The sequence below is a fragment of the Caldibacillus debilis DSM 16016 genome (assembly GCF_000383875.1).
Classification (GTDB): domain Bacteria; phylum Bacillota; class Bacilli; order Bacillales; family Caldibacillaceae; genus Caldibacillus; species Caldibacillus debilis.
Window position 1 is genome coordinate 1 of the sequence record NZ_KB912887.1, and the last position, 12,655, is coordinate 12,655.

Here is a 12,655-nt window from a genome sequence, read left to right on the forward strand (position 1 = left end):
ATTGACCGAACGCAAGACGCGCAAAGAACACATCCTGAAGATCGATCGCAAGACGGCGGAATGCGTGAAGCAAGCCTTACAGGAAGTGAAGCAACAGTATGGATCCGTATTCTCAACCGTGTTCAAAACGATCACATCAGACAATGGAGCTGAATTNAGTGAACTCAGCCANGCTATNGAATCCGAGGTGTATTACACACATCCTTACACATCATGTGAACGAGGAACCAATGAACGCCACAACGGACTCATTCGTCGATTTATTCCAAAAGGCAAGTCCATTGAGGATATCGATCCATCGCTCATTATCTATGTAGAGAANTGGTGTAACACCCTCCCCAGGAAGATCCTGGAATATCGTTCACCAAACGATGCGTTTCATGAAGAGTTACGAAACATCGCTTGATCATAACCATATTTTGGATTACTGTGAGTTGTTGCATTTATTATTGCAATTTAAGTTCGGTTTTTCTATAAAAAATCCGACTTTTAAATCTTGACAACAATCGACAAATATGGTAGCAAACACAACATATTGTATATATAAAAATATTGTTATACAATATATTGATTTTTGCGGACAAGTTATGGTATTGTAAAGATACACTTCAAGATTCCGAATGCTGCTTGCATATAGAGAAAATTTTAAGGAGTGGGTATCGATGAACACGGTTGTCAATGAAAAACCGAAAATAAATGTGAAACAATTGAACGAGGCCATCAAACTTTTCCCGCAGGTGTTCCCGATTACCGACGACATGAAGATCACCTTCAAGGGCGTGTCCCGCCTCGTCATGCTCGACCGGTATTCCTTCAAAGACACGGAAAAATTGACCCTGGCCAAAGGGGATTTTGTCGTTTTGACGATCAAGGACGATCCGAAGTTTCCCGCCCGCGGATTGGGATACATTGTGGATATCGACTGGGAAAACAACAAGGCCCGGGTGCTGGTGGAAGAGGAATACCGCCATGCCTTGGACAAGGAAGAAGAGAAGGAGACGGGGATCGTCGTCCGCTCGCTGGAAGTGATCGACAAGCCTTTGGAGATCTATTTCGAGCAAATCGCCAAAAGGAACGCCGCCGGCTTGTCGCAGGTGGAACAGACGGAGGAGAAAAGACGGGAATGGTTTGAAAAATTTTACCGGGAGCTCGTCCAGCTGAATTTCATCCCCGCGGGAAGGGTGCTGTACGGCGCCGGCGCGGGGATCGACGTGACCTACTTCAACTGCTACGTCATGCCCTTCGTCCATGATTCCCGGGAAGGGATCTCCGAGCACCGGAAACAGGTGATGGAGATCATGAGCCGGGGCGGCGGCGTCGGAACGAACGGTTCGACCCTGCGCCCCCGGAATGCCCTCGCCCGGGGCGTGAACGGAAAATCTTCCGGCTCCGTTTCCTGGCTCGACGATATCGCCAAGCTAACCCACTTGGTGGAACAGGGCGGATCCCGCCGGGGGGCGCAAATGATCATGCTCGCCGTCTGGCATCCGGACATAATCGAATTCATCGTTTCCAAGATGCAAAACCCGAGGATTCTGCGCTATTTGATCGAAAACACCAACGATGAATCGATCAAAAAGGCGGCGGAAGCAAAATTAAAATTCGTCCCCCTCACCCCGGAAGAAAGAAAGATGTACGAGGTCATCGTGAAGTACAAACATATACCGGGATACGGCGGATTCACGGAAGAGATCATCAAAAAGGCGGAGGCGAAACTGCGGGACGGCGGCACCTACGAAGTCCATAACCCGGACTTCTTGACGGGCGCCAACATCTCCGTCTGCCTGACCAATGATTTCATGGAAGCCGTGGAAAAGGACGACTGGTACGAGCTCCGCTTTCCCGCGGTGGAAACCTACAATGAACAGGAAATGAAAGAATACAACGAAAAATGGCATCTCGTCGGCGACGTGCGGGAATGGGAAAAGATGGGCTACCGGGTGCGCACTTACAAACGGATCCGGGCCCGGGAACTGTGGAATTTGATCAACATTTGCGCCACCTATTCGGCGGAGCCGGGGATCTTTTTCATCGACAACGCCAATGAGATGACGAACGCGCGGGCTTACGGACAGAAGGTCGTGGCCACCAACCCGTGCGGGGAACAGCCCCTCGCCCCCTATTCCGTCTGCAATTTGGCGGCGGTCAATCTGGCCAACATGGTGGATAAAGAGAAGAAGGAAGTCGATTTTGACAAGCTGATCCGGACGGTGCAGATCGGCGTCCGTTTGCAGGACAACGTCATCGATGCCACCCCCTATTTCCTGGAAGAAAACCGGAAGCAGGCCCTCGGGGAACGGCGGATCGGCCTCGGCGTCATGGGTCTCGCGGATATGCTCATTTACTGCGAAAAGGAATACGGTTCGCCGGAAGGGAACGAGCTGGTCGATAAAGTCTTTGAAACGATCGCCACGACGGCTTACCGGACTTCCATTGAGCTCGCGAAGGAAAAGGGCAGTTTCCCGTTCTTGGTCGGGAAAACGGAGGAGGAAACGAACCGGCTGAGAAAGGCCTTTATCAACACCGGGTACATGAAACGGATGCCGGAGGACATCCGCCAGGACATATTGAAATACGGCATCCGCAACTCCCATCTGTTGACGGTCGCCCCGACGGGCTCGACGGGGACGATGGTCGGGGTCTCCACCGGGCTCGAACCCTATTTCTCGTTCACCTACTACCGGAGCGGCCGTTTAGGAAAATTCATCGAAGTCAAGGCCGAGATCGTTCAAGAATACTTGCGCAAACATCCGGAGGCGGACCCGGATCGGCTGCCGCACTTTTTCGTCACGGCGATGGACTTGACGCCGGAAGCCCATGCCGACGTCCAATGCATCATTCAGCGGTGGGTGGACAGCTCCATCAGCAAAACGGTCAACGCCCCGAAGGGATATACGGTGGAACAGGTGAAAAAGGTGTACGAGCGGCTCTACAAAGGCGGCGCCAAGGGCGGGACGGTCTATGTGGACGGCAGCCGGGACTCCCAGGTGCTGACGTTAAAAGCGGAGGAAAACACCCGGGAGGAAGCGGAGGAGCTGCACCCGGAAAAGCCGAAGGTCGTCCTGGTGGAAACAATCCAGGACCTGCGCTCAACGGATGTGACGATCGGCTCGGAAATCGGCAATACATGTCCCGTCTGCCGGAAAGGAAAGGTGCGGGAAATCGGCGGCTGCAACACCTGTGACAACTGCGGCGCCCAATTGAAGTGCGGGCTGTAGCCTCAGGGATACAAGGCGGACCAACGTCCGCCTTTTTTCTTTGCTTTCATCCCCTTCCCGGGTACTAAAAACCCTTACCCTCGATTACATATGGATAAAAAGCCTTTATGGGGGATGGGTCATGCTTGTTCACGGGGTTTTTTCGGGAGGCGGTGTCAAGGGGATCGCCTTTATCGGAGCGTACCAGGTTTTGGAAGAGAAGGGGATCCGGTTCGATCAAGTCGCGGGGACGAGCGCGGGTGCCTTGTTCGCTTCCCTGATCGCCGCCGGGTATACGAGCGAGGAACTTTTTCAAATGTTTTCGGATTTGGATTTCCGGGATTTTTTGGATGAGACGGATGCCCTTGCTGCTATTCCGATTATCCGCTGGGTGCCTTTATATTGGCGGCTCGGCCTCTACAAGGGAAAGGCGCTGGAAAAATGGATCGCCGGCCGTCTGTGGAAGAAGGGGATCCATACCTTCAGCGATCTGCCCCCGAACGCTTTGCGGCTGATCGCCTCCGATTTGACCAACGGGACGATGATGGTTTTGCCCGACGATCTTCCCCGGTACGGCCTGTCGTGGAAAACCTTCCCGGTGGCCAAGGCGGTGCGCATCAGCTGCAGCCTCCCTTACTTTTTTGAACCGGTCCGGCTGAAGACGGAAAAGGGGAAGGTCGTTTTGGTGGACGGCGGGGTTTTAAGCAATTTTCCGGTTTGGCTTTTCGAAGAGGGAAGGATGCAAAGGAAGCGCCCGATCATCGGCATAAAGCTGAGCCAGGAAAAGGAAGTGATTCCGCCGAAGCGGATCAAAAACGCCTTGCATCTCTTTGAGGCCCTGTTTACGACGATGATGGACGCCCATGATGCCCGCTACATTTCCAAAAAACACACCGCGAACCTCATTTTTATTCCGACGGATGGGATAAACGCCACCGATTTTTCCTTGTCGGAGGAGAAAAAAAACACCCTCCTGCAGATCGGGAGGGAGAGGACGAAGGAATTTTTGAAAACGTGGCGCCGGGTGTTTTAAAGGTTTTCCCTTTTTCCCTTCTTTCCTTCAATGACCGTCAAACGGACGCCGCTTTTTTTCCGGAGGGGCGGGCGTTTCATTTTTCGGCCTTTCAATTCCCGCCGGTTTTCAAAACGTTTCCGCGACAGGCGGGCCGCCTTTCGGAAGGACGCCATTTCCTTCCGTTTCGGATCGTTCCGAAGGAGGAAATAACGGACGAGGAAAAACAGGATCCCGCCGATGAAGATCAGGGCCAGCAGGTGATTCATCCACCGGCCGGAGCTGCCGGACAGGGAGGATGCCAAACCGATCAGGGCGAGGAGGAAGATTCCGTAAATCGCCCACTTCGCTCCTTTTTTCATACTTCTAGCCACCCCCTATATGCATCATAAGCCAACGGCCCGGTTTTTAAACATTTCGGAAAATTTTTCGGAAACTCCGTCCCCAAAGATCTGTTTGCCGCCAAAAGATCGGCGCCGCAAGAGGCGGACGGCCGGAAACGAAATCCTCCACACTATCAGTTTAGCAAAGATCGTCCCGCTGCCTCCATCCGAATTTTATAAAAATCTTCTCCGGAAGCATACTACCAGGGTGGAGGTGCAGCCAGGTGAAAAAGTTGGAACGGGAGAAGGAAAAACCTTTTTCCTTTCGTCGGACGGTTGTCTCTGCCGGCTTTGGCGGCGGCGTCATTTGGTCCTTGGCCGGTTATCTCGCCTATTTTTTCAATTTTACGGAGATCCGGCCGAACATGCTGTGGAAACCTTGGGTCCACGCCGGGTGGAAGGCCGGCTGGATCGGGGACTTGGCCGCCGTTTTGGCCATCGGGATCCTGGGGATCGCCGCCGCCTTTCTCTATTATTTTTCCTTGCGGAACGTTCCTTCCGTCTGGGCGGGGGTCCTATACGGGGGAGTGCTGTTCGTCTTCGTCTTTTATTTGCTGAACCCGCTCCTTCCCGGTTTTAATCCGCCGTGGAAATTGGATGCGAACACGATTGTCACGAGCCTTTGCCTGTATGTGCTGTTCGGGATGTTTGTCGGCTATACGATCTCCTACGAGTACGGCGAGTACAAGCGGGAGCGGAAAGGGGGGCAGGGCGCGGGGAGCGGATGATTTCGCAGAAAAGGCAGGAAAAAATTTCTTTTCTATGTTAGAATACAGGTATCGGACGGGAAGGCACCCGATTCGGGCTTTCGCCGACAACCGCCGGAAAAAGGCAGGGATCCTGATGAAGAGCGTTTGGGTGATCAACGGACCGAACTTAAATCTGCTCGGCAAAAGGGAACCGGAGATCTACGGGCAAAAAACCCTCGCCGATTTGGAAAGCCTATTGAGGAAAAAGGCGGAAGAACATGGCATCCGGCTGGTGTTCAGGCAGTCGAACCATGAAGGGCAGATCATCGACTGGCTCCATGAGGCAAACGGGGACAAAACGGCCCTCGGCATCATCTTGAATCCGGGCGCCTTCACCCATTACAGCTACGCCATTTTTGACGCGGTGAAAGCCATTGAAGTCCCCGTATTTGAAGTCCATTTGACCAACATCTTCGCCCGGGAACCTTTCCGGAGCCGGTCGGTCATCGCGCCGGCCGCAGCCGGCCATATCTGCGGGGCCGGTTTTTACGGCTACGAACTTGCCCTGCAATTCTTTATTGACTTGAGAAAGAGGAGAGGCGAAAATGGAAAAGCTGGAGAAGATCCGGAAAAAAATCAGTGAATTGGGCGTGGACGGCTTGCTCATCATGAGTCCGTCCAACCGGCGTTACGTATCCGGTTTTACCGGGACGGCGGGAGCGGCGCTGATCACGCTGGACGAGGCCTTTTTCATTACCGATTTCCGCTACGTGGAGCAGGCGAAAAAGCAAGCCCCGGATTTCACCGTCGTCCGCCACAAAGGCTCCATCATCGAGGAAGTGAAAAATCTTTGCAGCCGCAAGGGCTGGAAACGGATCGGATTCGAGGAGCAGCACGTGACCTACGCGCTGTACCGGGAGATGGAAAACCGGCTGCCGGCGGAGCTCGTTCCCGTCTCCGGCGCCGTGGAAAAATTGCGATTGATTAAAAGCGAAGCGGAGATTAAGATAATAAAGGTGGCAGCCGATATTGCCGACGCGGCGTTCAAGCATATTCTCGATTACATAAAACCGGGCGTTACCGAAATGGAAGTGGCCAACGAACTCGAGCATTTTATGAAAAAATGCGGCGCATCCGCCGTCTCCTTCGAAACGATCGTCGCCTCCGGCCACCGCTCCGCCTTGCCCCACGGGGTTGCCTCGGAAAAGGTCATCGAAAAGGGGGATATGGTTACCCTCGATTACGGGGCCGTCTACCAGGGCTATGTTTCCGACATTACCCGCACCGTGAGCGTCGGCGAGCCGTCCGACACCTTGAAGGAAATTTACGGCATCGTGCTGGAAGCCCAACGGAAAGGGGTGGAAGCGATCCGGCCGGGGATGACCGGGAAGGAAGCGGACGCCGTTTGCCGCAGCTATATTGCCGAAAAAGGCTACGGGGAATATTTCGGCCATTCCACCGGACACGGAATCGGCCTCGAAGTTCATGAAGGGCCCGCCCTATCGGAAAGATCCGATGAGGTGTTGGCGGAAAACATGGTCGTGACCGTCGAACCGGGCATCTATCTTCCGGGAGTCGGGGGCGTCCGCATCGAAGACGACATCCTTCTCTCGGAAAAGGAAAATATTCGGCTGACCCATTCCACCAAGGAACTGATCGTACTTTAGATTGATGGATGGAAGGACGTGAAAAGATGATCTCTGTGAACGATTTTCGCAACGGCCTGACGATCGAAGTGGACGGCGAGATCTACCGGGTGCTCGAATTCCAGCATGTGAAGCCCGGAAAGGGTGCCGCCTTCGTCCGTTCGCGGCTGCGCAATTTGCGCAACGGAAATATCGTCGAGAAAACCTTCCGCGCCGGCGAAAAAGTGGAGCGGGCGCAAATCGACAATCGGAAAATGCAGTACCTGTATTCCACCGGCGATACATATATTTTTATGGACACCGAAACCTATGAACAGGTGGAATTGTCGGCGAAGCAAATCGAGTACGAACTGAAATTTTTAAAGGAAAACATGGAAGTTTCCGTCATCATGTATCAAGGGGAGACGATCGGCGTCGAACTGCCGAACACCGTCGTCTTGACCGTCGTGGAAACCGAGCCCGGCATTAAGGGGGATACGGTGAGCGGCGGAACGAAGCCGGCCAAACTGGAAACCGGCCTCGTCGTCCAAGTTCCCCTTTTCGTCAACGAAGGGGACAAGCTGATCATCAACACGGCGGACGGCACCTATGTTTCCCGGGCGTAACCGGGGGAGATGTCCGTCGCGGCTTGCCGGATAAGGATCATCCGGCAAAACTTTCCGCAAAAATGCGGGGATCCGTCCGCAAAGGTCCCGGAAGCCCGATTGCGGGAACCCTTTACAGGTTCCCCTTCCCTGCGGCTTCCGATCCCCGCACTTGCCGGTCTTATCGCGGCCGGAATTGGCGGTTTGACCCGCCGGTTCCGCGCCGCGTTTTTTTGTACCGGGAAAAAATTCCTGCCGGGGCTGCCGGCCCTGAATCCCCGGGACGCCGGCTCGGCCTTGGCTGCCTTTTTCCCTCTCGCCAACGGACGCATAAGAGCCGCAGGTGAGGCGGCCGCCTTGATATATGTCGGCCATCCCATTTCCTTGAATTTCGAAATGGAACCGCCCCGAGCCATCGGGGTTATTTTTTTGCCGGGGGCGAATGCGGTTCCGTCCCCCTTTGCCCCCGGACCTTGGGGGTATTTTTTTGCCCTTCAAGAGAATTCCGGTTTTGCCAGTCATACTTTGTCCAACGGGCCAATACATTTAAAATAAACAGCAGCATATCCGAGGTGGATGGGATGAAGGAAGTGATCCGTTATTTTCCGGAAAGGATCCGGGAACGGATTCTCGCCATTCCGGAGGCGAGCAGGGAAAGGATCGATGAGATCCGCATCCGAATCGGCCGGCCGGTGGAACTGAATTTTGGAAAAACCGTTCAATTCCTTCCCCCGGCCGTCAGCGAAAAGGAAGGGGAACAATTGTTTGGCAATTTGGCGAAGCATTCCATATACGCCCTTGAAGAAGAATTGAAGAGGGGATACATCACCGTCGAAGGGGGCCACCGGGTGGGCCTGGCAGGCAAGGTCATTTTGGAGAACGGCGCCGTGAAAGCGATCCGCGATATTTCTTCCTTCAACATCCGCATTGCCCGGGAGAAGATCGGGATTGCGGACAAGCTGTTGCCCTTTCTTTTTGACGGGGATTGGAAACATACGATGATCATCGGCGCTCCCCATACCGGGAAAACGACGCTGCTCCGGGACATCGCCCGGCTCGTTTCCACCGGTTCCAAGGCACGCCGCATTCCCCCCGCCAAAGTGGGGATTGTCGATGAGCGTTCGGAAATCGCCGGATGCTTTCACGGCATTCCGCAAATGACCTTCGGAACCCGGGTGGACGTCTTGGACGGATGCCCGAAGGCGGAGGGCATGATGATGATGATCCGTTCCATGAGCCCGGACGTTTTGATCGTCGATGAAATCGGCAGAAAGGAAGATACGGAAGCGATTTTGGAAGCCGTTCACGCCGGGATCCGGCTGATCATGACCACCCACGGCGAGACGCTGGACGAACTGGTTCAGCGGCCCATTTTAAAAGAGATCATCGAGCAGAAGGTTTTTGAACGGTTTATCGAATTATCGAAAAGCCAGGGCCCGGGCACGATCGTCTCCTTGAAGGACAGGGAAGGCAGGCAGCTTTTCCGCAAGGTGAGTGCCGTCCATGATTAAGATCACGGGGGCCTTGATGATTCTGTTGGCGACCAGCTGGATCGGCTTCGAGCTGTCAAGGCGGTATGCGGAACGTTCTTCCCAATTGCGGCTGCTGCGATCGGCGCTGCAAAGTCTGGAGGCGGAGATCATGTACGGGCACGCCCCCCTCCATGAAGCTTCGCGGAGGATCGCCAAACAGCTGCGGGCGCCGGTTTCCGAGCTGTTTGCCGCCTTCGCGGGAAAGCTCTTGCAGAAGGATACGACGGTAAAGGACGCCTGGGAGGAAAGCCTTTCGGAAGTTTGGAAGCGGACGGCCCTGGAAAAAAACGAATACGAAATCTTGCGCCAGTTCGGGGAGACGTTGGGAAAGCACGATAAAATCCAGCAGCAGAAACAAATCATCTTGGCCTTAACCCATCTGGAACGGGAGGAAAAGGAAGCCAGGGAGAAGCAGGCGGCTTACGGGAAGATCATGAAGAGCGTCGGCTTTTTGAGCGGCCTGCTGGCGGTCATTTTGCTTCTGTAAGGAATAGGAGGATCAGGAATGGGCATTGATGTGGACGTCATCTTTAAAATCGCGGGGGTGGGCATCGTCGTCGCATTTTTAGTCACGATCCTGGACCAATTGGGAAAGAAGGAATATGCCCAATGGGTGACCTTGTTCGGCTTCATCTACATCCTGTTTCAAGTTGCCGCCATCGTCGATGATCTGTTTCAAAAAATCAAATCCGTATTTCTGTTCAACCATTAGGGGGGATCGGCGACGGAAATCTTTCAAATCGTGGGAACCGGCTTGATCACCGCGTTTTTGGCCCTCATCCTGAAGGAACAAAAGCCGAATTTCGCCTTTTTGCTGACGGTGTTTGCCGGCTGTGCGATCTTTCTCTTCCTCATCGACCAGATCTTCCAGATCATCCAAATGCTGCGGCGGATCGCCGTTCATGCCAACGTCAATCTCGTTTACCTGGAAACGATTTTAAAAATCATCGGAATCGCCTACATCGCCGATTTCGCTTCCCAAATCACGAAGGATGCCGGCCAGGGGGCCATCGCTTCCAAAATCGAATTGGGAGGGAAAATATTGATCCTGGCGATGTCCGTTCCGATTTTAACCGTTTTGATCGAAATGGTCCTGAAAATGATCCCGACCTGATTGGGAGTCGAAAATGGCGAGGTGAGACGATGAAAACGAAATGGGCCCGGCTGTTGGCAGTCGCGGCGGTGTTTTTCCTCTTTTGGCTGGATTCCGTTTCGGCGGTTGAAAAGGGCGGGGGGGAAACCGGGGAAGAATTGAGCCCGAAGGCGATCGCGGAAAAGGAATTGAAAGAATTGGATCTGGGGGGAATCCGGCAATTTTGGGAAGAGATTCAACGGGAATACGGCGCCTTCCTCCCGGAAAGCAAAACCGGGGACGTGACGGATTTTATAAAAAGCGCGGGCAGTTTTTCCTTTAAGGATTGGGGGACCGGCCTGTTGAAATACGCCTTTCAGGAACTATTGATCAACGGAAAACTGCTGGGATCCCTCCTGCTTCTGACGATCTTCAGCATGTTTTTGCAGATGCTGCAAAATTCCTTCGAAACCGCTTCCGTCAGCAAAATCGCCTACGCCATCGTGTTCATCGTCCTGTTGATCATCGCCCTGAACAGCTTCCATATCGCCGTCTCCTATGCCGAGAAAGCCGTCGGCCGGATGGTCCATTTCACCCTGGCCTTCATTCCCCTCTTCCTGGCCCTTATGGCCTCGGGCGGCGCCGTCGTTTCCGCCGGCTTTTTCCATCCGGTCCTCCTCTTCATGGCCAATGTCAGCGGCATGTTCGTCCAAAAAATCGTCTTTCCCCTGCTTTTCCTCTCCGTCCTGTTAAACGTCGTCAGCACCTTGACGGAGCATTACAAGGCGACCCAGCTGGCGGGGCTGTTGAGGAATTGGAGCATCGGGCTCCTCGGGCTGTTCATGACGGTTTTTTTGGGGGTGATTTCCGTCCAGGGAGGAGCCGCGGCCGTGGCCGACGGGGTGGCGGTCCGCACGGCAAAGTTTTTAACGGGCAATCTGATCCCCGTTTTCGGACGAATGTTGACCGATGCGGCGGATACGGTCATCGCCGCGTCGTTGCTTCTAAAAAACATGATCGGCGTCGCCGGGGTGGTCATGCTGCTGTTCTCGGTCCTCTTTCCGTCCGTCAAAATATTGCTGATCGCCTTTTTTTACAAATTGGCCGCCAGCATCATGCAGCCCCTGGGCGGCGGCCCGATCATCGAATGTTTGTCGATCATTTCAAAAAGCGTCCTCTACATTTTTGCCGCCCTCGGAATCGTTTCGATGATGTTTTTTCTCAGCCTGACGATCATCATCATCGCCGGAAACATGCAAGTCATGATCCGTTAGAAGGTGATACGGTGGAACTTCTATCCTCCTGGATCCAGAACATCATCCTTTTTATCCTGCTTTCCGTCGTCATTGAAATGCTTCTTCCCCGCTCCGACATGCAGAAATATGTCCGCATGGCCGCCGGGCTCGTGCTGTTGATCCTCATTTTAACCCCGATCATGAAATTGTTCGCCATGGATGGGGAAGAGCTGATGGAACGGGCCCGGGAATCGATCGCTTCCATCCCCGCTGCGGGAAATGACATCGATGCGAAGAAAAAAGAAATACAAGCCAGACAAGATGCATATATTTTAGAACAAACGGCTTTCCAGCTGAAGGAAGCAGCGGAAAAGGGGCTGATCGGCCAATTCGGTTTCCGGTTTGACGAGATCGAAATCGAGCTGAAGAAGGGCGATGGGAACATCCCCGGCGACGCGGAGAAGATCCGGGCGGTTTTGGCCAAGGAAGAAGGCGGCCGGGAGGTGGAAGAAATCCGGGAAGTCCATATCGGAGCGGATGGCGACGCCAAGAGGATTGAGGAAGATTTGCGGCAGGAAATCGTGAAGTATTTGTCGGAAAAATGGGAGGTGGATTCGGAAAAACTTGAAATCGTCATTGAAGGAGGATAAGCGCCGAAAAATGAAATTGTTCGGGAAAATCAGCGAAATCCTTTCCGGATGGGGCGATGAAAAGAAAAAGTCCTATTTTCTTGTCATTCTCGTACTCGGCATCGCTTTGATGATCGCAGGAAATATCTTCCGTTCCGATGAATCGGCGATAACGGAGCCGTCGGGAAAAAATCCCGGCGGCGCGGAAAGCCGAAAGGAACAGCCGGTTTCCGGGAATGAAGCCCCGAACCAAGCCAGCGGAATGGCGGACTATGAATCCTATTACGAAAACGAACTGAAAAAGGCCCTCGAATCGATCGCCGGGGTGGGGGATGTCACCGTCCTCATCAATGTCGGTTCGACGGAGAAGAAGATCTATGAAAAAAATACGGTGAAAAAAAAGCAAGTGACCAATGAAAAGGACACAAACGGGGGAGAAAGGGAGATCGAGGATGAAACCGTGGAAGAGCAGATGGTGATCATCCGGGAAGGGGACAAGGAGGTCCCCCTCGTTTCGGAAACGAAAAAGCCGGAAATATCCGGCGTGCTTGTCGTCGCCAAAGGCGCGGAACAGATCCAAATCCGGAAGATGATCCTGGAAGCGTGCATGAAGGTGTTGGATGTGCCGAGCCACCGAATATCCATCATGGCGAAAAAATAAAGGAGGTTTTGCGGG

At 53.6% G+C, this 12,655-nt stretch carries 15 protein-coding genes; 14 read left to right on the top strand and 1 reads right to left on the bottom strand.

All coding sequences use genetic code 11. The features are described 5' to 3' along the window. The 3 genes from A3EQ_RS0108390 to A3EQ_RS0108400 form a co-directional block, all read left to right on the top strand. Positions 1–406 (top strand): IS30 family transposase (locus A3EQ_RS0108390; protein ID WP_020154728.1); only part of this gene is annotated, 406 nt, incomplete at its 5' end. Positions 407–662: 256 nt separating this feature from the next. After that, complete coding sequence (locus A3EQ_RS0108395; protein WP_020154729.1) at positions 663–3,218, top strand: vitamin B12-dependent ribonucleotide reductase; 2,556 nt, start codon at positions 663–665, stop codon at positions 3,216–3,218. A gap of 121 nt (positions 3,219–3,339) precedes the next feature. Beyond that, complete coding sequence (locus A3EQ_RS0108400) at positions 3,340–4,230, top strand: patatin-like phospholipase family protein (protein ID WP_020154730.1); 891 nt, start codon at positions 3,340–3,342, stop codon at positions 4,228–4,230. Here A3EQ_RS0108400 and A3EQ_RS0108405 read toward each other — a convergent pair. Continuing rightward, entirely contained in the window at positions 4,227–4,571 is a 345-nt protein-coding gene (locus A3EQ_RS0108405; protein WP_020154731.1) for an SA1362 family protein, read from the bottom strand. The two genes, A3EQ_RS0108400 and A3EQ_RS0108405, sit on opposite strands and share 4 nt — an antisense overlap. A 245-nt stretch (positions 4,572–4,816) precedes the next feature. Here A3EQ_RS0108405 and A3EQ_RS0108415 point away from each other — a divergent pair, with 245 nt between their 5' ends. The 11 genes from A3EQ_RS0108415 to spoIIIAG all read left to right on the top strand — a co-directional run bounded on the left by A3EQ_RS0108415 (position 4,817) and on the right by spoIIIAG (position 12,640). Continuing rightward, a complete protein-coding gene (locus A3EQ_RS0108415) occupies positions 4,817–5,320 on the top strand; it encodes a YqhR family membrane protein (RefSeq protein ID WP_020154733.1) in 504 nt (167 codons plus the stop codon). 115 nt (positions 5,321–5,435) lie between these two features. Continuing rightward, positions 5,436–5,924 carry a type II 3-dehydroquinate dehydratase gene (gene aroQ, locus A3EQ_RS20805; RefSeq protein ID WP_051091406.1) on the top strand — a complete coding sequence of 163 codons (489 nt, stop codon included), beginning with the start codon at positions 5,436–5,438 and terminating at the stop codon, positions 5,922–5,924. Beyond that, the gene (locus A3EQ_RS0108425) at positions 5,887–6,948 is read left to right on the top strand and encodes a M24 family metallopeptidase (protein ID WP_020154735.1); all 1,062 of its coding nucleotides are present in this window, start codon (positions 5,887–5,889) and stop codon (positions 6,946–6,948) included. Before aroQ ends, A3EQ_RS0108425 begins: the two co-directional genes overlap by 38 nt. Positions 6,949–6,974: 26 nt before the next feature. Next, positions 6,975–7,532, top strand: coding sequence for an elongation factor P (gene efp / locus A3EQ_RS0108430; protein WP_020154736.1), 558 nt, complete (start codon positions 6,975–6,977; stop codon positions 7,530–7,532). 560 nt (positions 7,533–8,092) lie between these two features. After that, positions 8,093–9,022 (top strand): stage III sporulation protein AA, encoded by a 930-nt coding sequence (spoIIIAA, locus tag A3EQ_RS0108440; RefSeq protein WP_020154738.1) that lies wholly within the window; start codon positions 8,093–8,095, stop codon positions 9,020–9,022. Further along, positions 9,015–9,530 (top strand): stage III sporulation protein SpoIIIAB, encoded by a 516-nt coding sequence (gene spoIIIAB / locus A3EQ_RS0108445; RefSeq protein ID WP_020154739.1) that lies wholly within the window; start codon positions 9,015–9,017, stop codon positions 9,528–9,530. The genes spoIIIAA and spoIIIAB overlap by 8 nt, the downstream gene beginning before the upstream one ends. A gap of 18 nt (positions 9,531–9,548) precedes the next feature. Beyond that, positions 9,549–9,755 carry a stage III sporulation protein AC gene (spoIIIAC, locus tag A3EQ_RS0108450; protein ID WP_020154740.1) on the top strand — a complete coding sequence of 69 codons (207 nt, stop codon included), beginning with the start codon at positions 9,549–9,551 and terminating at the stop codon, positions 9,753–9,755. A gap of 18 nt (positions 9,756–9,773) precedes the next feature. Continuing rightward, positions 9,774–10,157 (top strand): stage III sporulation protein AD, encoded by a 384-nt coding sequence (gene spoIIIAD, locus A3EQ_RS0108455; RefSeq protein WP_040369255.1) that lies wholly within the window; start codon positions 9,774–9,776, stop codon positions 10,155–10,157. A gap of 29 nt (positions 10,158–10,186) precedes the next feature. After that, positions 10,187–11,389 carry a stage III sporulation protein AE gene (gene spoIIIAE, locus A3EQ_RS0108460; RefSeq protein ID WP_020154742.1) on the top strand — a complete coding sequence of 401 codons (1,203 nt, stop codon included), beginning with the start codon at positions 10,187–10,189 and terminating at the stop codon, positions 11,387–11,389. An 11-nt stretch (positions 11,390–11,400) separates the two neighbouring features. Further along, entirely contained in the window at positions 11,401–12,000 is a 600-nt protein-coding gene (spoIIIAF, locus tag A3EQ_RS0108465; protein WP_020154743.1) for a stage III sporulation protein AF, read from the top strand. A gap of 10 nt (positions 12,001–12,010) precedes the next feature. Continuing rightward, a complete protein-coding gene (gene spoIIIAG, locus A3EQ_RS0108470; RefSeq protein WP_040369260.1) occupies positions 12,011–12,640 on the top strand; it encodes a stage III sporulation protein AG in 630 nt (209 codons plus the stop codon). Positions 12,641–12,655 lie beyond the last annotated feature (15 nt).

Excerpts from the sequence above, each read along its gene's own strand:
- A3EQ_RS0108395 (WP_020154729.1), top strand. The coding sequence starts at position 663 with ATGAACACGGTTGTCAATGAAAAACCGAAAATAAATGTGAAACAATTG.
- A3EQ_RS0108400 (WP_020154730.1), top strand. The coding sequence starts at position 3,340 with ATGCTTGTTCACGGGGTTTTTTCGGGAGGCGGTGTCAAGGGGATCGCC.
- A3EQ_RS0108405 (WP_020154731.1), bottom strand. The coding sequence starts at position 4,571 with ATGAAAAAAGGAGCGAAGTGGGCGATTTACGGAATCTTCCTCCTCGCC.
- aroQ (WP_051091406.1), top strand. The coding sequence starts at position 5,436 with ATGAAGAGCGTTTGGGTGATCAACGGACCGAACTTAAATCTGCTCGGC.
- A3EQ_RS0108425 (WP_020154735.1), top strand. The coding sequence starts at position 5,887 with ATGGAAAAGCTGGAGAAGATCCGGAAAAAAATCAGTGAATTGGGCGTG.
- efp (WP_020154736.1), top strand. The coding sequence starts at position 6,975 with ATGATCTCTGTGAACGATTTTCGCAACGGCCTGACGATCGAAGTGGAC.
- spoIIIAA (WP_020154738.1), top strand. The coding sequence starts at position 8,093 with ATGAAGGAAGTGATCCGTTATTTTCCGGAAAGGATCCGGGAACGGATT.
- spoIIIAB (WP_020154739.1), top strand. The coding sequence starts at position 9,015 with ATGATTAAGATCACGGGGGCCTTGATGATTCTGTTGGCGACCAGCTGG.
- spoIIIAC (WP_020154740.1), top strand. The coding sequence starts at position 9,549 with ATGGGCATTGATGTGGACGTCATCTTTAAAATCGCGGGGGTGGGCATC.
- spoIIIAE (WP_020154742.1), top strand. The coding sequence starts at position 10,187 with ATGAAAACGAAATGGGCCCGGCTGTTGGCAGTCGCGGCGGTGTTTTTC.
- spoIIIAG (WP_040369260.1), top strand. The coding sequence starts at position 12,011 with ATGAAATTGTTCGGGAAAATCAGCGAAATCCTTTCCGGATGGGGCGAT.